The 19,872-nt window shown below is 61.8% G+C and carries 17 protein-coding genes and 1 pseudogene; 11 read left to right on the top strand and 7 right to left on the bottom strand.

The genetic code is table 11. The features are described from left to right. Window positions 1-66 precede the first annotated feature (66 nt). The 7 genes and pseudogenes from HFO71_RS18275 to HFO71_RS18250 all read left to right on the top strand — a co-directional run bounded on the left by HFO71_RS18275 (window position 67) and on the right by HFO71_RS18250 (window position 7,494). Window positions 67-1,605, top strand: coding sequence for a sugar ABC transporter ATP-binding protein (locus tag HFO71_RS18275; RefSeq protein ID WP_168258299.1), 1,539 nt, complete (start codon window positions 67-69; stop codon window positions 1,603-1,605). After that, a complete protein-coding gene (locus HFO71_RS18270; protein ID WP_077981205.1) occupies window positions 1,602-2,597 on the top strand; it encodes an ABC transporter permease in 996 nt (331 codons plus the stop codon). Before HFO71_RS18275 ends, HFO71_RS18270 begins: the two co-directional genes overlap by 4 nt. Continuing rightward, window positions 2,594-3,577, top strand: coding sequence for an ABC transporter permease (locus HFO71_RS18265; RefSeq protein WP_020485987.1), 984 nt, complete (start codon window positions 2,594-2,596; stop codon window positions 3,575-3,577). Before HFO71_RS18270 ends, HFO71_RS18265 begins: the two co-directional genes overlap by 4 nt. A 3-nt stretch (window positions 3,578-3,580) precedes the next feature. Continuing rightward, window positions 3,581-3,765, top strand: a pseudogene (locus HFO71_RS36450) (hypothetical protein); the annotation flags it as partial. Next, on the top strand, window positions 3,696-5,528 hold the full coding sequence (locus HFO71_RS18260; RefSeq protein ID WP_077981204.1) for a TRAP transporter large permease: 1,833 nt from the start codon (window positions 3,696-3,698) through the stop codon (window positions 5,526-5,528). The pseudogene HFO71_RS36450 and the gene HFO71_RS18260, both read left to right, overlap by 70 nt. A gap of 13 nt (window positions 5,529-5,541) precedes the next feature. After that, complete coding sequence (locus HFO71_RS18255) at window positions 5,542-6,540, top strand: TRAP transporter substrate-binding protein (protein WP_077981203.1); 999 nt, start codon at window positions 5,542-5,544, stop codon at window positions 6,538-6,540. Between the two features lie 294 nt (window positions 6,541-6,834). Further along, complete coding sequence (locus HFO71_RS18250; protein WP_017964008.1) at window positions 6,835-7,494, top strand: peroxiredoxin; 660 nt, start codon at window positions 6,835-6,837, stop codon at window positions 7,492-7,494. A 153-nt stretch (window positions 7,495-7,647) separates the two neighbouring features. Here the strand turns inward: HFO71_RS18250 and HFO71_RS18245 are convergent, their stop codons facing one another. Next, window positions 7,648-8,370 carry a glutathione binding-like protein gene (locus tag HFO71_RS18245; protein ID WP_168256536.1) on the bottom strand — a complete coding sequence of 241 codons (723 nt, stop codon included), beginning with the start codon at window positions 8,368-8,370 and terminating at the stop codon, window positions 7,648-7,650. A gap of 194 nt (window positions 8,371-8,564) precedes the next feature. Here HFO71_RS18245 and HFO71_RS18240 point away from each other — a divergent pair, with 194 nt between their 5' ends. Together HFO71_RS18240 and HFO71_RS18235 are read left to right on the top strand one after the other, a co-directional pair. Next, window positions 8,565-9,548, top strand: a complete 984-nt coding sequence (locus tag HFO71_RS18240; protein WP_170269142.1) for a lytic transglycosylase domain-containing protein — start codon at window positions 8,565-8,567, stop codon at window positions 9,546-9,548. A gap of 93 nt (window positions 9,549-9,641) precedes the next feature. Further along, on the top strand, window positions 9,642-10,598 hold the full coding sequence (locus HFO71_RS18235; RefSeq protein WP_183594527.1) for an NAD-dependent epimerase/dehydratase family protein: 957 nt from the start codon (window positions 9,642-9,644) through the stop codon (window positions 10,596-10,598). Between the two features lie 85 nt (window positions 10,599-10,683). Here HFO71_RS18235 and HFO71_RS18230 read toward each other — a convergent pair whose 3' ends face one another. The 6 genes from HFO71_RS18230 to HFO71_RS18205 form a co-directional block, all read right to left on the bottom strand. Continuing rightward, window positions 10,684-11,949 (bottom strand): glycerate kinase type-2 family protein, encoded by a 1,266-nt coding sequence (locus tag HFO71_RS18230; protein ID WP_168258302.1) that lies wholly within the window; start codon window positions 11,947-11,949, stop codon window positions 10,684-10,686. A gap of 145 nt (window positions 11,950-12,094) precedes the next feature. Continuing rightward, complete coding sequence (locus tag HFO71_RS18225; RefSeq protein WP_168258303.1) at window positions 12,095-13,492, bottom strand: dipeptidase; 1,398 nt, start codon at window positions 13,490-13,492, stop codon at window positions 12,095-12,097. A gap of 17 nt (window positions 13,493-13,509) precedes the next feature. After that, window positions 13,510-14,568, bottom strand: coding sequence for an ABC transporter ATP-binding protein (locus tag HFO71_RS18220; RefSeq protein WP_132609739.1), 1,059 nt, complete (start codon window positions 14,566-14,568; stop codon window positions 13,510-13,512). Between the two features lie 6 nt (window positions 14,569-14,574). Then, window positions 14,575-15,366 (bottom strand): ABC transporter permease, encoded by a 792-nt coding sequence (locus HFO71_RS18215; RefSeq protein ID WP_131640262.1) that lies wholly within the window; start codon window positions 15,364-15,366, stop codon window positions 14,575-14,577. Beyond that, window positions 15,363-16,187, bottom strand: coding sequence for an ABC transporter permease (locus HFO71_RS18210; RefSeq protein ID WP_168258304.1), 825 nt, complete (start codon window positions 16,185-16,187; stop codon window positions 15,363-15,365). Before HFO71_RS18210 ends, HFO71_RS18215 begins: the two co-directional genes overlap by 4 nt. A 132-nt stretch (window positions 16,188-16,319) precedes the next feature. Next, window positions 16,320-17,360: an ABC transporter substrate-binding protein gene (locus tag HFO71_RS18205; protein WP_131640260.1), complete on the bottom strand. Its 1,041-nt coding sequence runs from the start codon at window positions 17,358-17,360 to the stop codon at window positions 16,320-16,322. A 73-nt stretch (window positions 17,361-17,433) separates the two neighbouring features. Here HFO71_RS18205 and HFO71_RS18200 point away from each other — a divergent pair, with 73 nt between their 5' ends. Both HFO71_RS18200 and HFO71_RS18195 read left to right on the top strand, forming a co-directional pair. Further along, a complete protein-coding gene (locus HFO71_RS18200) occupies window positions 17,434-19,452 on the top strand; it encodes an adenine deaminase (protein WP_168258305.1) in 2,019 nt (672 codons plus the stop codon). Between the two features lie 109 nt (window positions 19,453-19,561). Then, window positions 19,562-19,861, top strand: coding sequence for a DUF6074 family protein (locus HFO71_RS18195; protein ID WP_077981194.1), 300 nt, complete (start codon window positions 19,562-19,564; stop codon window positions 19,859-19,861). Window positions 19,862-19,872: the final 11 nt, after the last annotated feature.

Raw genomic sequence — 19,872 nt, 5'->3', positions numbered from 1 at the left:
CGGATCTGATTGCGGGTGTTCGCACCCGCAATCTCGAAGGTGATAGACCGAATGGAGGCTGGATGCATGACCTTGCCCGAACCGCTTTTCCGCATGGAAGGCATATCGAAACGCTATGGCGGTGCCGTCGCGCTTAGGGATGCCGATATCGCCATCCGGCCGGGCGCGATCCATGCCGTCCTCGGCGAGAACGGCGCCGGCAAATCAACGCTGATCAAGATCATGGCGGGCGTCGTGGTGCCTGATGAAGGACGCATGCTGCTCGACGGTAAGGAGATCGCCTTTGCCTCGCCGGCCGCCGCCAATGCGGCGGGCATCGTCTGCGTTTTCCAGGAGCTTTCGCTGATCCCCGACCTCTCGGTCGCCGACAACATCGTCATCAGCAATCCACCGCTGAAATTCGGCATGATAGACCGGCGCAGGCAGCGGCGGATCGCCGAGGAAGCGTTGGCGCGCGCCGGCGCCTCCGACATTCATCCGTCCGCCTTGGTCAAGGACCTCCCTCTGTCCCGACGGCAAATGGTCGAGATCGCCAAGGCGCTTGCCCGCAAGCCGCGGCTGATGATCCTCGACGAGGCGACCTCGGCGCTGACGCAGTCGGATGTCGAAAAGGTCTTCGCCGTGCTGAAGCGCCTGCGCGCCGAGAGAATGGCGCTAATCTACATCTCCCACCGCATGCACGAGATCGCCCAGCTGGCGGATGAGTGCACGGTCTTCCGCAACGGCCGCAGCATCGAATCCTATCCGGCCGGCACGAAGACCGACCAGCAGGTGGTGGAGCTGATGATTGGCCGCGAATACAGCAATGTCTTTCCGCCGAAACCGGCGCATCGGGGAGAGGTAAAGCCGGTCCTTTCCTGCCGCGACCTTTCCTGGGGCGATAGGCTTTCTGGCATCACCTTCGATATCAAGCCCGGCGAGATCATCGGCGTCGGCGGCCTGGACGGGCAGGGACAGCGCGAATTGCTGCTGGCCCTCTTCGGCGTGCTGCGCGATGTGAAGGGTGAAGTCGTAATCGACGGCAGGCCGGTGACGCTGAAAAGTCCCCGTGATGCCAAGTCCGGCGGCATATCCATGGCGCTGATCCCCGAGGATCGGAAGACCGAAGGGCTGATGCTGCCGATGACCGTGCGCGAGAACCTGTCGATTGCAGCCCTCGACCGCGTCTCGCGCAACGGCGTCATCGACCGGGCGGCCGAGCGTCGCGAGATCGACGACCTGTTCAAGCTGTTGGCGATCAAGGCCGCGACGATCGACATGCCCGTCGCCGCCTTGTCCGGCGGCAACCAGCAGAAGGTGGTTATCGCCAAATGGCTGATGAACCGGCCGCGCATCATCCTGCTCAACGATCCGACACGCGGCATCGATGTCGGCACCAAGCAGGAAATCTATCTGTTGCTGCGCAAGCTTGCCGATGCGGGAGCGGCGATCATCTTCTATTCGACAGACTACGACGAACTGATCGGCTGCTGCGACCGCGTGCTCGTCATGTATGACGGCAGCATCATCCGCGAGCTCGAAGGCGCCGAGATCAACGAGCACGAGCTGATCGGCGCCGCTCTCAACATCGCCGGCGACCACGCAGCGCAAAGGATTGCCCCATGAACAAGCATGCTTCCGGCGACCGGCGGTTCTGGTATGCGCAGCAGAAGGGAACGCTGTTTGCCGCACTCCTCTTCGTCGCCATGTTCGCCCTCTACGTCTCGAACCACCCGGCGGGCTTCACGCCCAACGTCGTGCAGACGGCTTCGAACAAGGCGACGCTGCTTGCCTTCGTCGCCATGGCGCAATGCCTGGTCGTCATCACCGCCGGCATCGATCTCTCGGCCGGCATGGTTCTGGTCCTCTGCAATTGCCTCGCCTCCTGGCTGGTCGTCGGCACGCCGCTGCAGACGGGAACTGGCATCGTCGTGGTGCTGCTCGCCGGGCTGGGCTGCGGCATGCTGAACGGGCTCATCATCATCTTCGGCCGGCTGCAGCCGATCGTGGCGACGATCGCGACCAGCGCGATCTTCTATGGGCTGGCGCTGTTGCTGCGACCGACGCCCGGCGGCTCGGTCAACGAGGATTTGGCCGATGCCTTCACCTCGAAGCTCTTTGGGATCGTTCCGGCAAGCCTCGTGGTTCTCCTCGCCATCATTCTCGTCATCTGGGTTCCGTTCAGCCGCTCGGCGATCGGCAGGGCGGCCTATGCGGTGGGTTCGGCCGAGAACGCCGCCTATATGTCGGCAATGCCGGTCAAGCGGGCGAAATTCACCGCCTATGCATTGGCGGGACTACTTTCGGCGATCGGCGGGCTCTATCTCACCTTTTTCTCCTATACCGGCGAAGCGGCGTTTGCGAGCGGCAACGCCTACACGCTCTATTCGATCGCGGCGGTGGTGCTCGGCGGCGTTTCCCTTGCGGGGGGCAAGGGAAGCGCCGTCGGCGCTGTCTTCGGAGCCCTGGCCTTTCGCACGATCGGCGACCTGCTCTTCGTCTTCGATTTCGATCCGCTTTGGCAGCCGCTGTTCCAGGGCGTGGTGTTGATGCTGGCGATCAGTATCGGCTGCATCGGGCTTGCCAGGGTCCGCAATCGGCTGGAGTGGTTTCAATGAGCGAGGAAGCGTCCCTCATGCGGCAGCTTCGAGTGCCCACACGCCTGCGCGGTATCGATCCGGCGGTCGCAACCGCCTTCGGCTGCATCATCCTGCTTCTGTTCGCCGGATCGATCTATTCGCCGAATTTCCTGTCGCCGGATTATCTGCTGCAGCAGCTGAAGGTGGCCTCGTTCCTCGGCGTCATCGCCACCGGCATGATGGCGGTCATCCTGCTCGGCCAGATCGACCTTTCGGTGCCATGGGTCGTGACGACAGGTGCGATGATGGCCTGCGCCGCGACCGCTTACGGTACGACCGGCTCGGTTCTGGCGATCCCCTTCGGCATTTTCTGCGGCGCTGCGATCGGTCTCGTCAACGGCCTGGCGGTCGCCTATCTCCGCATTCCCTCGATGATCATCACGCTGGCGACCAATGCCGTCGCGCAAGGGCTGATGGTCGTCTACACCGGCGGCTTCTCCCCGCAGGATTCGGCCACGCCGGCCATGCGGTTCCTGGCCACCGGCTACACCATTCCGGGACTTCCGAACGGCGTTCTCGTCTGGCTCTGCGTCGGCTTGGCTGCGGTCTTCATGTTGACGCGCACGACCTTCGGCCGATCCCTTTACGCCATCGGAAACCGCGAGCGCGCCGCTTACATGTCCGGTATCGACACGCGCCGGATCACGCTTCTGGCCTTCGTCATCTCAGGAGGGTTGAGCGCGCTCGGCGGCGTTCTGTTGGCAGGTTATGCGTCGAAGGCATCGCAGTCCATGGGCGACGCCTATCTGCTGCCGTCGATCGCGGCCGTCGTTCTCGGTGGCACGCATGTGCTCGGCGGCAAGGGTTCCTACCTCGGAACGGTGGCGGGCGTCATCCTGATCACGCTGCTGCAATCCATCCTCTCGGTGATGCAGATCGAGGAGGCCGGCCGCCAGCTCATCTACGGCGCCGTCATCATCGGCATGCTCCTGCTCTATGGCCGCCAGAAGCCGGCCTGATCGGCCGTTGTCGATACTTTCATGTTATCCAGCATCCGCTGCTTGAGGAAACCTATCGTTTCGGCGAAAAGGAGCTGCCGCGGCTCGATGTCACCAGGGAAGTCAGAAGGTACGTTTTGTGGCCACCAGCGAATTTCATCCGATCGAACGGACTGCTCTGGATGACGGGCCTGCCGCGCGCGCCTTGAGGGTGGTCGAAGCGGTTCTCGGCATTGCCGCGGCAGTCGTTCTCGCGGTGCTGCTCTTCATGGTGCTCGCCACAGTCTGCCTACGTTATTTCTTCAACGCCGGCTTCATCGGCGCCGAGGATCTCGGTATCTGGCTGCATGTGGGCCTGATCGCGCTCGGCGCGCCGCTCAGCCTCAACAGCGCGCTTGCCATGCGCTTCGACGTCTTCGTCAAGATGCTGCCCGAAAGCCTGCAGAAGGTGACGGCCATCGGCGCCGATGTCTTCACCGTGCTTTCGGCACTGGTCCTGAGCTTCGGCGGCAGAGAGATCATGACGATGCTTGGCGGCGTCTCGCCGACGCTCGGCGTGCCGGAATGGATCCGCTTCGGCTTCCTCGGCACCAGTGGCGCGCTGATCCTCGTCGTGCTGCTTCTGCAGCGCATCGCCGAAGGCAGGATCCTGCCGGTTTTGCTCTCGCTTGCCGTCGGTGTCGTGCTCTATGCCGGCATTCAGCATGTCGCGCTCGATCTCGACTGGCCGCCGAGCATTTTTCTCGGACTGATCGCCGCGGTCGGTCTCTTGCTTGCTGCGCCGCTGCCGCACGCCTTTCTTGCCGCGGCCTATGTCGTCATCGCCTTCGGCAGCAGCCTGCCGGAGCCGGCCATCGTCTCCGCGACCGTCACCGGCATCTCGAAATTCCTGCTGCTCGCCATTCCCTTCTTCCTGCTCGCCGGCGGTCTTCTCACTGTCTCCGGCGTCGCCAACCAGCTCGTGCGTTTCGCCGCCGCCATGGTCGGTCATCGCCGGGCCGGGCTGGCGCAGACGACGCTGTTGACCAGCGTCCTCTTTTCCGGCGCCTCCGGTTCGTCGGTCGCAAATGCCGCCTTCGGCGCCTCGACCTTCCAGCCCGAGCTGGTCAAACACGGCTACCCTCCGGCGCAGGCAGCGGCAATCATCGCCTCGACATCGGTTCTCGACAATGTCATCCCGCCGTCGATCGCATTTCTCATCCTTGCGACCGCGACCAATCTCTCCGTCGGCTCGCTGCTCGTCGGCGGCTTCTTTGCCGGCGGGTTGATGGCCATATGCCTGGCGGTCGCAATCCATCTGACGGTCAGCGAACAGGTGCCGTTGCCACGCGCAAACGCGAGGCAGCGCTGGCAATCGGCGGTCCAGGCAATCCCGGCCTTCGGACTCGGCGTCATCGTCGTCGTCGGCATCCGCATCGGCATCGTCACGACCACGGAAGCCGCCGCTCTTGCTGCTTTCTACACGCTGCTGCTCGGCATCGGCGCGCGCCTCGGCGTTCTCTCGCTCTATGCCGCCTTTCGCCAGGCAGCAGTCGAAGCGGCGGCAATCGGCCTTCTGATCGGCACGGCCGGCCCCTTTGCCTTTTTGCTGGCGGTCGACGACGTGTCCGGACTGATCTCGCACCTGACGACGGCGCTCGGCGGCAGCGCGCTTGCGGTCATCCTGCTGTCGAACGTCATCCTGCTGGTGATCGGCCTCGTTCTGGATATCGGCGCTGCGATCCTGCTCTTCGGCCCGATCCTGCTGCCGGCAGCGGTCGCCGCCGGCATCGATCCCATTCAGTTCGGGGTGATCATCGTCGTCAACCTGATGATCCATGGACTGACACCGCCGCTCGGCATGCTGATCTTCGTCGTCAGCGGCGTCACGCGCATTCCCGCCTCAGAGCTCTTTCGGGCGGTGGTTCCCTATCTCCTCGCTCTCCTGGTCTCGCTCGCAATCCTCTGCGCCTGGGCCATCATCTTCTCGTAAACAGGACAACCCCATGGACAATTTCAACCGACGCAATTTCCTGAAGACCGCAGCTCTCGCTGGAACGGCGCTTGCAGCGCCCGCCATCGTCCGCACCGCCGCCGCCCGCACGACGACGATCACGATCGCCTCGCTGCTCGGCGACGACAAGCCGGAAACGAAGATCTGGGTGAAGATCGGCGAATTGGTCGAAGCGAAGCTTCCCGGCCAGTTCAAGTTCAATATCGTCAGGAACGGCGCGCTCGGCGGCGAGAAGGAAGTGGCCGAAGGCGTGCGCCTCGGCTCCATCCAGGCCAGTCTTTCCACGGTCTCGTCGCTCTCCGGATGGGCGCCGGAACTGCAGATCCTCGATCTGCCCTTCCTCTTCCGCGATGCCGACCATGTCCGCAGGACCGTCGCCGGCGATGTCGGCGCCGATCTCAAACAGAAACTGCAGGCGCAGAATTTCGTCGTCGGTGATTTCATCAACTACGGCGCCCGCCATCTCCTGACCAAGGAACCGGTGACGCGGCCGGAGCAGCTCAAGGGCAAGCGCATTCGCGTCATCCAGAGCCCGCTGCACACCAAGCTCTGGAGCGCATTCGGCACGACGCCGATCGGCATTCCGATCACCGAGACCTATAATGCGCTCGCAACCGGCGTCGCCGACGCGATGGATCTGACCAAGTCGGCCTATGCCGGCTTCAAGCTCTATGAGGTCGTGCCCGATATGACCGAGACCGGGCACATCTGGGCATCCGGCGTCGTCTATTATGCCTCGACCTTCTGGGCCGGCCTCAGCGACGAGCAGAAGGCGGTGTTCCAGCAGGCTTCCAGCGAGGGGGCTGCCTATTTCAACCAGCTGATCGTCGACGACGAATCCAAATCCGTCGAGACCGCACTTGCCAACGGCGGAAAGCTCTTGAAGCCGGAAGCCTTCGACGAATGGCAGAAGGGCGCAAAGGGTGTGTGGGACGATTTCGCGCCTATTGTCGGCGGCATCGACAGGATCAAATCGATCCAGGCCGCCTGAGCAAGCGGCGGGCGGTTCTCCTGCAGCTTTGAACGGGGACCGATGGAAAAGCCATCGGTCTCTTCATCGCGCGCACTTGCCGGAAAAATAATGCCGAAGCAGGCCGGAAATCGAAAGAGCATGCCTTCGGTGATCGTGGTATATGACTTACTGAAAATCCTGGGATGGGAAGTTTTTTACCTTCAGCCGGCGCGATCCTGATGACCGCAATCTTGCGACCGCTTCCGGCGGACGGATCCCATGGCCTCGATTTGGGATGAACAACATTTAACACAAGGCTTTGGAGGGCCGACCATGAGCTTACGCATCAACGACATTGCCCCCGATTTTACCGCCGACACCACACAGGGACCGATCAGCTTTCACGATTGGATCGGCAACGGCTGGGCCGTCCTGTTCTCGCATCCGAAGAATTTCACGCCGGTTTGCACGACCGAGCTCGGCGCCATGGCTGGCCTGGCCGGGGAATTTTCCAAGCGTGGCGCCAAGATCATCGGCATCTCCGTCGATCCTGTGGAAAGCCATGCCAAGTGGAAGAACGACATCAAGACCGCCACCGGCTTCGACGTCGAATATCCGCTGATCGGTGACAAGGACCTCAAGGTCGCCAAGCTCTACGACATGCTGCCGGCCGGCGCCGGCGAGAGCTCGGAAGGCCGCACGCCTGCCGACAATGCGACGGTGCGTTCGGTCTTCATCATCGGTCCCGATAAGAAGATCAAGCTGATCCTGACCTATCCGATGACGACGGGCCGCAATTTCAATGAGATCCTGCGCGCCATCGATTCCATCCAGCTGACGGCCAAGCACCAGGTGGCCACACCGGCGAACTGGAACCAGGGCGAGGACGTTATCATCACCGCCGCGGTTTCCAACGAAGACGCGATCACGCGTTTCGGCTCCTTCGATACGGTTCTGCCCTATCTCAGGAAGACCAAGCAGCCAACGGCTTGATTGCTGCTTTCAAGCCACTCCCAAGCCGCCGCGGCCATATGGCCCGGCGGCTTTTTCCTGCAGGCATTCTGGAAGAATGTCGCCCCGCTGCGCCTTGTTTTTGCGCAATTCCGGACGCAAACCGCCGCGCACTTTTGCTGGAATTGCTTAGGCTCAATCCGGAACGGGAAGGGCGCGCTGATTGTAGAGGATCTTGCGGATGCGTGCCTGTTCCTCTTCCGAGAGCTTACTGTTGTCGGTGCTAAGATCGGCGCCGACCGCAAGGCCGCGCTGAACGCCGGGCCTTGCGCCGACCTCCTCAAACCATCGCTTGAAATGTTTGAACTCGTTGATGTCCTGACCCTGGGCCTGCCAGTTGACGGTCCAGGGATAGCTGACGATGTCGGCGATGGTGAATTCGTCGCCGGCAAGATAGCGCCGGTCGCGTAGCCGCATGTTGAGAACGCCGTAAAGGCGGTTGGCTTCGTCGGTGAAGCGCCGCACCGCATAGGACTGGTCGCCTTCGCGATCGCCAAGGCGACGGAAATGACCGGCTTCGCCGAGTTTCGGCCCCTGGTTCGCCATCTGCCAGATCACCCATTGCGTGGCCTCGTATTTGCCGCGCAGATCCTGCGGCCAGAATTTGCCGGTCTTCTCGGCGAGGTAGAAGAGGATCGCGCCGGATTCGAAGACGCTCAACGGACCGCCGCCGTCGGCAGGTTCGTGGTCGACGATGGCAGGCATGCGGTGATTGGGGTTGAGTCTGAGGTAATCAGGCTTGAACTGGTCGCCCCGGCCGATATTGACCGGCACCAGCCGATAGGGCGTGCCCGTTTCCTCCAGGAAGATCGAAACCTTCTTGCCGTTCGGCGTCGGCCAGTAGTGGAGATCAATCATCTGCTTATCCTCGTTCGCTTAGGCATTCCTGATGAGCAGAATAGCGTTGCGACCATGGCAGGCCGAATATGTTTGTTCCAAAATCGATGGCGAAATTAAAAACCTGTGAGCGTTCCTGGCGCCAATTCGGGTGCAGATATGGAAATGGGGAAGCGTCGCGCTTTGATCGATGGTATCTAGAATCGAGCGTCGAGATGGAAGTTCGAACCCGCCGAGATCCGATGATACGCCGAAAGCGTCAGTCCGACATTGCGAGGAGATCGGCGAAGGCCATGCTTTGGCTCTGTCTTCTGTTTCCCGCCGTGGACACAGTAAAGGCCCAGCCTGAAGGGAGCGTCGGGCCGCCGGTCTGCTTGTATTCGGGACCTTCGGCGGCGGGATCGGGTGAGACGCTCTGCATCCGGAAAGACAGTTTCAACTACGACCTTTGCGTCGCGATCGAGCATTTCGCCAGCGCCAATCAATTGCCAGCGGATTATTTCGCCCGTCTCATCTGGCGAGAAAGCACCTTTCGCCCTGATGCCGTCAGCTTCAAGGGAGCGCAGGGGATTGCGCAGTTCATGCCCGGAACGGCGAAACTGCGCGGTCTCGAAGACAGCTACCAGGTTTTGGAAGCGCTGCGGAAATCGGCGCAGTATCTCGACGAATTGCGCAATCGTTTCGGCAATCTCGGCCTTGCCGCCGCCGCCTATAATGCCGGTGAAAACGGCCTTGCGACTTACCTTGCGTCAGGAAGATTACCTTACGAGACGCGTAGCTACGTGCTGGCGATCACCGCGCATACGGTCGAGGAATGGAAGGATAACCCACCGGAAGATGCGGCCGCCCCGCTCGACAAGGACAAGTCCTTCCTCGATGGTTGCGTGGCGCTTGCGGAGAGACGGACGTTGAAGGACACACCCTGGCGTCAGGAGGGTGAATGGGCGCCCTGGGGCGTCCAGCTTGCGGCGAATGCGAATGTCGCGGTCGCCCGGCGCATGTTTCTCGATGCTATGCAGGATCTGCCCGCGCCCCTGAATGCGGAGCAGCCGCTGATCCTGCGCCAGCGCGATCGCAGCTTCGGTTTTCGGCCGCGTTATGCTGTCCGCATCGGCCGGCAGACGCGCATGGAAGCCAACGACCTCTGCAACCAGATCCGCAAGCACGGCGGCACCTGTCTTGTTTTCAAGAATCGATAGCGGGCCTGGTTGAGCCGACTTGATCACGAAAAGTCTGCTTGCAGGATCACCTGAGCGCGGCATATTCAACACGGACATGCCAAGGGAGGAACGATGATGCGGGTTTTGGTAATCGGAGCAACGGGCCATGTCGGAACCTATCTCGTTCCCCGTCTGGTGGAAGCCGGTCACGACGTCGTCACGATCAGCCGCGGCACGGCAAAGCCCTATACGGCAAACCACGCCTGGGCTGCCGTCGATCAGCGTCAGATGGATCGGGCAGCCATGGAACTGACGGGTGATTTCGGCGCGGCCGTACGTGCATTGAAAGCCGACATCGTCATCGACATGATCTGCTTCTCGCTGGAAAGTGCCGAGCATCTGGTGACGGCGCTGTCGGGGCATATCGGTCACTTCCTGCATACCGGCACGATCTGGACGCATGGCCATTCGACGGTCGTACCCACGCTAGAGGAGACGCCGAAATTTCCCTTCGGCGACTATGGGACGCAGAAGGCGGCAATCGAAACCTATCTGCTGCAGCAGGCAAGGCTTCACGGATTTCCGGCAACCATAGTCCATCCCGGGCACATTGTCGGTCCCGGCTGGACGCCGCTCAATCCGGCCGGCAATTTCAACCTGCAGGTCTTTTCAACCCTTGCCCGCGGAGAGACCCTGGCGCTGCCCCACTTCGGCTTGGAGACCGTTCATCACATCCATGCCGATGACGTGGCGGCGATGTTCATGGATGCGATCGCCAACTGGAATGCGTCGACCGGCGAAAGTTTCCACGCGGTTTCGGAGCAGGCATTGACCCTTCGCGGTTATGCTGAATCCATGTCTCGCTGGTTCGGGCACGAGCCGAAGCTCAGCTTCGCCCCATTCGACGCCTGGGCCGAAAGTCAGACGGCTGAGGATGCGAAGGCGACCTGGGAACATATTGCCCGTAGCCCGAATTGTTCGATCGCAAAAGCCGGACGCCTGCTGGGTTACACTCCGAGATACACGTCCCTGCAGGCGGTGCAGGAATCGGTGGGTTGGCTGGTCGAACAGGGGCGGATCGAGACCTGATCCGCCAGCGCCGCGCAGCGGCCGGCTGCTCTTGTTTTACGCAATTCCGGACGGAAAACCGCTTCGCACTTTTCCTGAAATTGCTCTAACGGATCAGGATTGCCCTGAAATCATTGACGTTGGTTCCGGTCGGGCCGGTTTCGAAGAGATCGCTGGTGGCCGCAAAGCCCGAATAGCTGTTATTGCCGTCGAGCAGCCGGCGCGGATCGAGCCCGGCGGCGTGCAGGCGCCTCACCGTGCCGCCATCGGCAAAGGCGCCGGCATTATCCTCCGAGCCGTCGATCCCGTCGGTGTCGGCGGCGAGGACATGAATGCCCTCCTGTCCGTCGATCGCAAGCGCCATGGCGAGCGCGAATTCGCCGTTGCGTCCGCCCTTGCCACCCTTGGCTCTCAGCGTCACCGTCGTCTCGCCGCCGGAAAGGATGACGACCGGCTTGGAAAACGGCCTGTTCCGGCCCAACACCTCGCGGGCGATGGCCGCATGCACCAGCGCCACGTCACGCGATTCCCCCTCGATCGCATCTGAAAGGATAGCCGGCTCGATTCCCTGCGATTTTGCCTGGGCGGCAGCTGCCTCCAGCGAAACGCCGGCGGAGGCGATGATGTGATGCGCGTGCCGCAAAAACACCGGATCGTCCGGCCGCGGTGCATCGGCTTTCGGCGAGTTCAGATGGTCGAGTGCTGCCTGCGGCAGCTGCAATCCGTATTGCCTGATGATGTCGAGCGCATCGTGCCGTGTCGAACCATCAGGCACCGTCGGTCCGGAGGCGACATGAGCCGGGTTGTCGCCGGGAATGTCGGAGACGATCAGGCTGATGACCCTCGCTTTGGTCGCTGCTGCAAGTCTGCCGCCCTTGATGGTGGAGAGATGCTTGCGCACGACATTCATCGCCGAAATCGGCGCGCCCGAGGCAAGCAGCATTTGGTTGAGCGCAATCTCGTCTTCGAGGGTCAGCCCGTCCGGCGGGGCGGGCAGCAGCGCCGAGCCGCCGCCGCAGATCAGCGCGATCACCAGATCGTCTTCCGTCAGCCCGTTCACCGTCTCCGTCAGCCGCTTTGCGGCGGCAAGGCCAGCCACATCCGGCACCGGATGCGCTGCCTCGAGGATTTCGATGCCGCGTGTCTCGCAGCCATAGCCGTAACGGGTGACCACCACACCTTCGAGCGGTCCGTCCCAGACGCTTTCGAGCGCCCGCGCCATTTGCGCCGCGCCCTTGCCGGCGCCGATCACCACGGTCCTGCCCTTCGGCCTTTCAGGCAGACGCGCCTTGATGCCGGTCAGCGGATCGGCGGCGCGAACCGCCGCGTCAAACAGGCCTTTCAGGAAATCGCGGGGAGCGGTTATCGTCATCGGTGGTCTCTGCTGCCTCGGTGTCGATGGTGATGTGGGGCGCTTTGCGCTTGCTGCACCATAGCCTACTGCATAATGCAGCAATTCAAAGTGTTACAGCCTCCTTTGCTGCTCCCGAAAAGCTACGCGGCGCGGTACATTCGCGTCAGTCGGCGAGGGCGGCCAGGATGCGGACCCAGGATCGTATGCCCTTATGAAAGCTGGAGAGATCGTATTTTTCGTTCGGGCTGTGGACGCGGTTGTCGAAGCGGGCGAAGCCGACCAGGACGGCATCGCATCCGAGCCGGCGTTTGAATTCGCCGATGATGGGGATCGAGCCTCCCGTGCCGGCAAGGGCCGCTTCGCATTGCCATTCCGTCGAAAGCGCCTGAAGCGTTCTGGTGAGAAACGGACTGTCGATCGGCATGACGGTTGCCGGCGAAAGCCCGTAATCCTTGAAGCTAACCGAACAATCCTGAGGGATACGTGCGCGCACGTGCCGCTGGAAGGCATCGCGGATCGCCTGAGGATCCTGTCCTTCAACCAGGCGAAACGAAATCTTGGCGCTTGCATTCGCCGGAATGACCGTCTTGAAGCCTTCGCCTGTATAACCGCCGCTCATGCCGTTGATCTCGCAGCTCGGCCGCGCCCAGATCTGTTCGAGGACGGAACGGCCTGCCTCGCCGGCCGGATCTCTGAGGCCGATATCACCGAGAAAGGCCTCCTCGTCGAAGGGCAGCCTTTTCCACAGCGCCTTGATGGCGTCCGGCAGCTCTTTCACGCCATCATAAAAACCCTCGACCGCGACGCCGCCATCGGCTCGCCGCAGGCTCGAAACGACGTCTGACAGCACCTGCAGCGGATTGCGCGCGGCATTGCCAAACATGCCGGAATGCAGGTCTTGATCGGCGCAGGTGACTTCGATTTCCGTACTGAAGATACCGCGCAGCATCGTCGTGACGGCAGGCGTTTCGCGATCCCACATATCCGTGTCGCAGACGAAAACCGCATCGGCCTTCAACTCGTCCGCCGTCGCATCCAGAAAGGGCGCGAGGCTCGGGCTGCCGGCCTCTTCCTCGCCTTCGAACAGCATACTCACCTGCACCGGCAGCTTCCCGGTGACGCTCTTCCAGGCGCGGCAGGCTTCGACGAAGGTCATCAACTGTCCCTTGTCGTCGGACGCGCCGCGCGCGACGATCGCAGTATCGCCGTTCGGCAAGCCTTCCATGCGCGGCTCGAACGGATCGCTCTTCCACAGCGCCAGCGGATCGACCGGCTGGACATCGTAATGGCCGTAAAACAGTAGATGCGGTCCGGACGCCGCCTTTTCATGGGCGACGACCATCGGATGGCCGGTCGTTTTGCGCACCGATGCTTCGAAACCGATGACAGCCAGATCCCGGCTCAGCCATTCGGCAGCAGCCCGGCAGTGATCACGATAGGCCGGGTCGGTCGAGACGCTCGGAATGCGGATCAGCTCGAAAAGCCGCGCCAGGCTGTCATCGAGGCTCCGGTCCACATAGGCAAGAACGGCATCGATATCTTGGTCCATGGCACTGGTCATCGTTTCTCCTCAGAGGCTCAATCTTCCGCGTCGAGAATGCAGCATTGCTCTGCCACAGGAGTCAGCACGGCGGACGCGCCTGTTTCCAGCGGATCGGACAGCGCACCATTGGCGGTGATCTCGCCTGCCGCGGTCATGCATTTGTACTGATAGGCCCGGCCGAGATAGGTGCGCGTGCCGAGCACGGCCGCGATGCCATCACCGTCACGACTGACGGCAAGACCGTCTGCGCGGCAGGCCAGCACGAAGTCGTCCTTGATCGGCCCGAATGTTTCCTGCGACAGCTGCAGCCGCGCTCCGCCCGTTGTTTCGGCGGTCACAAGCGCGCCGTTGCGCGCGGTCACCTTCATGCGGATCAGGTTCTCGAAGCCGACGAAACGGGCGACGAAGGCGTTGGCTGGCCGGCGATACAGCACCTCCGGCGCGTCGAGCTGCATGATGCGCCCGGCATTCATGATCGCCACCCTGTCGGAGATCGAGAATGCCTCCTCTTGGTCATGGGTGACGTAAAGCGACGTCGTGCCGTTGGCGCGCTGGAGCTGCCTGATCTCGACGCGCATGTCGATCCTGAGCTTTGCATCCAGGTTGGAAAGCGGCTCGTCGAACATCAGAAGCGGCGGCTCGATGACCAGTGCCCGGGCGAGCGCCACGCGCTGTTTCTGGCCGCCCGACAGAGCCGATGGCAGGCGGTCGGCGAAGGCCGAAAGGCCGACCCGGTCCAGCATGGCCATCGTTCTTTTCGCCCGTTCCTGCTGGGGAATACGACGCTGCCTCAGGCCGAAGGCAACATTGTCCTGGACGCTCAGATGAGGAAAAAGCGCGTAGTTCTGAAAGACCAGGCCGATTTCGCGCGCATGCGCGGGGAGGCCGGTCAGGTCGCGCTCGCCGAGCTTGATGCTGCCGCTGCTCGGCTGCAAAAAGCCGGCCACGAGGCGCAATGTCGTCGTCTTGCCGCAGCCGCTGGAGCCGAGCAGGGACACCAGCTCTCCGGCCATGACTGAGATCGACAGGTCCTTCAGCACCTGGGTGCTGCCGTAATGGGCGGAGATGGAATCGATGGTGAGGGATACGGTCAAGAGCTTCTACTTTGTCAGGAAGGTGAGGCCGAGCGTGGCCTCGACGACGGCCATGACGCCGACTGTCACGAACATCAGCAGCACCGAGACCGATGCGATCGTCGGATCGAAGAACTGTTCCATATGCGCAAGGATCTGGATCGGCAGCGTCGAGATACCCGGCCCGGTCAGAAAGACCGAAACCGACACGTCGTTGATCGATGTGATGAAGGCGAGGATGAAGGCGGCAATGACGCCGGCGCGGATATTCGGCAGGACCACGGTCAGGAAGGTGTTCAATGGCGGGCAGCCGAGGCTGATCGCCGCCTCTTCGACGGAAAAATCGAAGGCCGCCAGGCTGGCGCCGACGACACGCACCGAATAGGGCAGGATCAGCAGTGCATGGCCGACCAGCAGGCTGATGAAGATCGGCAGCCCGAGGCCGATCGTGACGGATTTCATCAGCGAAAATCCGAAGACGATCTCCGGCACCAGGATCGGCAGCACGAAAATGGTGGAAAGCCAGCGCGGCAATTCCACCCGGTAGCGGTTGATCGCATAGGCGGCCGGGACGCCGATCAGCAGCGACAGCGCCGTGCCGAGAAAAGCGACCTGCAGGCTGGTGATCGCGGTCGTGCGGAAGGCCTCGATTTCGAAGATATTGACGAACCACCGCAATGTCAGGCCCTGCGGCGGGAAGGTCAGATAGGTCGTGTCGCTGACGGCCGCACCGATGATGATGACGAGCGGTGCGAGCAGGAAGAAGAAAACGCAGGCCGCGAAGGCGGCGAGGATCGGGTGAACGCGCCTGTCCATCACACCGCCATCGGATTGAGCCGGCGTGCGATGCGGCTCATGATCAGGACGACACTAAGCGTCAGCACCACCATGATGGCGGCGATCGTCGATGCGCCGACCCAGTCGAAAGTCACCATGGCGCGCTGATAGAGGAAGGTCCCCATCATCATCTGCTTTTCTCCGCCGAGCAGTTGCGGTGTCGCATAGGAAGTGAAGCTGCCGGTGAAGACCAGGACCGCGCCGACGATGAGGCCGGGTGTCGCGAGCGGCAGGATCACCTGAAAGAATGTCATCAGCGGCCTTGCGCCGAGCGAGGCGGAGGCATCGATCAGATCGCGCGGGATGCCTTCAAGCACGCCGACCAGTGTCAGGATCATCAGGGGAACGAAGAGATAGACCATGGCGACGATCACCGAGCCTTCGGTATAGAGCATCGAAAGCGGCTCACTGAGGATGCCGGTCGAGATCAGCATCGTGTTCAGGATACCGTTCTTCCCGAGAATGATCAGCCATGCGAAGGATCGGACGACGACACCCGTCAGCAGCGGAAAGACCGCTGTGACGATCATGATGCTCTTTGCGCGACCGGGCATCTGCGCGATCACATAGGCGGTGATGAAACCGACGGTGAGTGAAATCGCTGTCGTAATCAGGGCGATTTCCAGCGTCCGATAAAGAACCGCCCGCCGAAAGCCGCTGCTGAAGAATGTCACATAGGGCGCAAACACGCCCTTCGGCTCGGCAAACGTCGCAGCGATGGTGATGGCGACGGGAACGATGAGAAGCACAACGACGGCAATCGTCGCCGGCATCGTCAATCCCCATCTGGCAAAATGCTTCATCTTAAAACTCGTGACATGTCCGGATATCAGGAGCGCCGCATCTCGGATTCGGATGTGCGGCGCTTCCAGGTCTGGCCCAGGTCTAGCCCAGGACTGGCAATGAACCGGTCTCAGGCCAGGATATCGCGCAGCTTACTGACCGAAGACTTCGTTCCAGCGATCGATCCAGTCGGCCTTGGCAGCGTTCATCTTGGCATAGTCGATGCGGGTGAGGCCTGCCACCATATCCGCGCCATAGGTCCAGATCTTCGCCTGGTCCGGCGTCAGGCTGACCTTTGTCGAGATCGGCGCATCGACGCCTTGTTCGGCTTCAGCCTGCTGGACTTCTTTGGACAGGATGAAGTTGATGAACTGATGGGCGAGTTCGACATTTTCCGAACCCTTCGGGATGTTCACGGTGTTCAGCGTGGCGATATCGCCGTCCTTGAGCTTGGCCCATGTCATCGTCGGAACGGCCGCCTGCATCGATGCCAAGGTAAAGTCCTGGGCCAGCGCAACACGCACTTCGCCTGTTGATATCAGGTTCACCAGCTCCGAGCCGGTGTTGTAGTTCTTGACGACATTGGGCTTCAGCGCCTCGATTTCCGAGAAGGCCTTGTCGGTGTCCTCATAGGCATCTGCGCCGCCATGCTTGCCGGCTTCCAGAACGACCAGCGGGCCGGCAGTGGTGGTGATGCCGGGCAGGGAGACGGAGCTTTTCAGATCGTCGCGCCACAGATCGCCCCAGGCAGTGATCGGCGGATTGACCTTGGCGGAATCATAGACGATGCCGACGCGACCGATCGTGTAGGCGGGGCCGTATTTGCCTTGAGGCGCCTTGCCCAGCTCGTAGATATCCGCGAGGTTGGGGATCTTCGACGCATCGATCTCCTGGAACAATCCCTGTTCAATGCCGAGCTGCGAGAAGCTGTCGGTGAGATAGATGACATCGACGCCCTTGCCATCGCGCAGTTTCAGCTTGTTGAGCCGGTCGGCATTGTTGCCGGTCTCGAACACGATCTCGCAGCCGCAGATCTTCTTGAAAGGCGTGATGATGTTCGCATTCATCTTCTCGCCGTTATAGCCCCACCAGGAGATAGTCAGCGTCTTCGATTGCGCATGGGCCGCAGCGGTGCTGCCGACGGCGGCGAGCAGCGCAAGAGACAGGATTCGGGCAAAACGTCTGGCCTTCATGAGCAATGTCCTTCTGTGAAAAGCGGCGTTGGCAATCGGGATCATACCCCCAGGAATTGAGGGATACTATTTTTTGATCTGCCAGGCCGCAAGCTCAATAATTGAGCAAATACGCTCTTGTCCGAGGAATTTTCGAAGGCCGGAGCATCGCTTTACACATCGGCGTGTGGTCTTTACGGTCCGGCGGTTCCAGCTTCTCACGGGCATTCCATTCATGGCCACTTCGCGCACTGCTCTTCCCGACGATTTGCTGATCAACGCGTCCGACGAGGTTCTGACGCGCCAGGATCTCGTGCTGACGGCGCTGGGACGCCGGCCCGCCGACAGGTTGCTGCGCGTGGGCAGGTTGCTCGATGTCCATACGAGGACATGGCTTGACGATCAGGAGATCGTCATCAAGGGCCACCGTATCGCTTATGTCGGCCCCGCCGGCAGCTACGAAGGCGAGGTGAGCGAGCGGTTCGCCGAGCCCGATCTTGCGGCCGTGCCGGGCTTCGGCGAGGCGCACAAACATATCGAAAGCTCCCATCTGACGCCGGAATGGGAGGCGGCTTTGGTGATGCCGCATGGCCTGACCTGGACATGCGAGGCGAGCCACGAATTTTCCAATGTCAACGGCGCCCGCAATCTGGAATTCTGGCTGGAAGCGCGCCGGCGCGGATCGCCAATGAAAATCTTTCCCCTGCCTGGCTCCGCCGTCCCTCCGACCGCCTATGAATGGGGTGGCGGCTGGTTCGGCTACGATGAGCAGAAGGCCTTCCTTTCCGAAAGCCTGATGGTCGCTGGGCTCGATGAGGTCATGGACTGGCCGTCCATATCCGATCCCGGCAATCCTTCCTACGATCGGCTGTGGGGCATGATCGGCGCGACCTTCGAGCAGCGCGGCGTGGTCGAAGGCCACGGTGCCGGACTGCGCGACATGGCCTCGATCAATGCCTTTGCCGCGGCGGGTCTAGCCTCCGATCACGAAGGCTGGTTTCTCGATGAAATCTGGCAGAAACTCCTCCACGGCCTTTTCATCGAGCTCAGGCCGCATTCCCTGCCGGAGGTCATCCGCGGGCTGATCGACAGGGGGCTGACGGACTGGTCGCAGATCGCTCTGGTGACCGACGACCGCAGTGCCTCGGACACACTGAAAATCGGTGCGACCGACCACAATGTCCGGCTTGCCATCGAAAACGGCCTTGCGCCGGAGACCGCCATCCAGTGCGTCACCCTCAATCCGGCACGCCATATGCGGCTGACGCCTTGGGTCGGATCGATCGCGCCGGGCCGTTTCGCCGATATCGTTCTTCTCAGCGACGTCGACAGCCTGTCGATCGAAAAAGTGTGGGCGGACGGGCGTCCTGTGTCCGAGGGCGCGACATTCATCGGCGTGCGCCCTCAAATCGACTGGCCGCAATGGGCGACGCGGACCGTGAAAATAGACCGGACGGTCACGGCTGACGATTTCCGCATCGAGGCGCCGCCGAACCGGACCACGGTCAACGCAGCACTTTTGCGGCCGTTTCACTGGCACGACGATTTCATCACCATGGAATTGCCGGTGGAAGAGGGCGCCGTGCAGCGGGATCCCGCACGCAATGTCACCAAATTCTCGATTGTCGACCGGTTTTCCGGGGAGGCCAAGATCTCCAGGATGTTCTGGCTGGGCACCGGACCGCGCACGCCGGAGACGGCGCTCGCCTCCACGCTCGGGCACGACAAGCACAATATCTGGACGGTCGGCTCATCGGATGAGGCGATGGCGATATCAGTCAATGCCTTGAACGAGCAGCAGGGCGGCTGGGTGCTGGTATCCGCCGGCAAGATTCTCGCCCGCGTCCACTACGAGGTCGGCGGCCTGATGACGGCGCGTTCGGCCGAAGTGCTCGATGCAGAGATGCAGGCTCTTTATGCCGCCGGCGCCGGGATCGACTGGATGTACGAGCCGACTTTTTCGCCTCGATGGTGGCCGGGATTTCCCGAACGCCTGTCGTTTGCGACGCTGACCTGCTCGCCTTGGCGCTGGGTCCTGGTCGCGCCCTCGGAGCTGGCGCCGGAGGGGTTCGTGAACGTGCTCACCGGCAAAACCCATCCGATTGTCTGGTGACATTGCGGCCCGCCAAATTTCCACCTGATTGATCTTCTTACCGCAGCAAATAGAAAGCATTAACCATAGTCCCGTAGACAACGAACAGGATCAAAGGAACCTGTGTTCGATGGCTACTGAAATGACCCGCCGGCCTGCCGGCGCCAATGAAGGCAAGATTATTGCCTTTCCCGCTGGAATCGGAACTGCCAATGTCGAGCGCTGCGCTCGCGAACTCGGCCGGCGGCACGGCGCAGATGCGATAGAATTCTGGAAGGCCGAATGCCGCAGGCTTGCCGATCAGCTTCTGGCCGCAGGGATGCCGGAGAGCGATGTCGGTCAGCGGGTGCTGCAGTTTCAGCAAGATGTCCAGAGCGAACTCGTCTTCAGCCACCAAAACGGACCACTGCCCAAGTCTCAAAACCGATAGCGCCGATCTCG

It is taken from the genome of Rhizobium laguerreae (genome assembly GCF_019778565.1).
GTDB classification, from domain to species: domain Bacteria; phylum Pseudomonadota; class Alphaproteobacteria; order Rhizobiales; family Rhizobiaceae; genus Rhizobium; species Rhizobium laguerreae.
This window is presented reverse-complemented; position numbering and strand designations above follow the sequence as displayed.

Bases quoted from the DNA above. Each gene is read 5' to 3' on its own strand.
- HFO71_RS18230 (WP_168258302.1), bottom strand. From the start codon at position 11,949: ATGACGATAACCGCTCCCCGCGATTTCCTGAAAGGCCTGTTTGACGCG.
- HFO71_RS18270 (WP_077981205.1), top strand. From the start codon at position 1,602: ATGAACAAGCATGCTTCCGGCGACCGGCGGTTCTGGTATGCGCAGCAG.
- HFO71_RS18275 (WP_168258299.1), top strand. From the start codon at position 67: ATGACCTTGCCCGAACCGCTTTTCCGCATGGAAGGCATATCGAAACGC.
- HFO71_RS18225 (WP_168258303.1), bottom strand. From the start codon at position 13,492: ATGACCAGTGCCATGGACCAAGATATCGATGCCGTTCTTGCCTATGTG.
- HFO71_RS18265 (WP_020485987.1), top strand. From the start codon at position 2,594: ATGAGCGAGGAAGCGTCCCTCATGCGGCAGCTTCGAGTGCCCACACGC.
- HFO71_RS18240 (WP_170269142.1), top strand. From the start codon at position 8,565: ATGGAAGTTCGAACCCGCCGAGATCCGATGATACGCCGAAAGCGTCAG.
- HFO71_RS18195 (WP_077981194.1), top strand. From the start codon at position 19,562: ATGGCTACTGAAATGACCCGCCGGCCTGCCGGCGCCAATGAAGGCAAG.
- HFO71_RS18235 (WP_183594527.1), top strand. From the start codon at position 9,642: ATGATGCGGGTTTTGGTAATCGGAGCAACGGGCCATGTCGGAACCTAT.
- HFO71_RS18245 (WP_168256536.1), bottom strand. From the start codon at position 8,370: ATGATTGATCTCCACTACTGGCCGACGCCGAACGGCAAGAAGGTTTCG.
- HFO71_RS18255 (WP_077981203.1), top strand. From the start codon at position 5,542: ATGGACAATTTCAACCGACGCAATTTCCTGAAGACCGCAGCTCTCGCT.
- HFO71_RS18250 (WP_017964008.1), top strand. From the start codon at position 6,835: ATGAGCTTACGCATCAACGACATTGCCCCCGATTTTACCGCCGACACC.
- HFO71_RS18205 (WP_131640260.1), bottom strand. From the start codon at position 17,360: ATGAAGGCCAGACGTTTTGCCCGAATCCTGTCTCTTGCGCTGCTCGCC.
- HFO71_RS18210 (WP_168258304.1), bottom strand. From the start codon at position 16,187: ATGAAGCATTTTGCCAGATGGGGATTGACGATGCCGGCGACGATTGCC.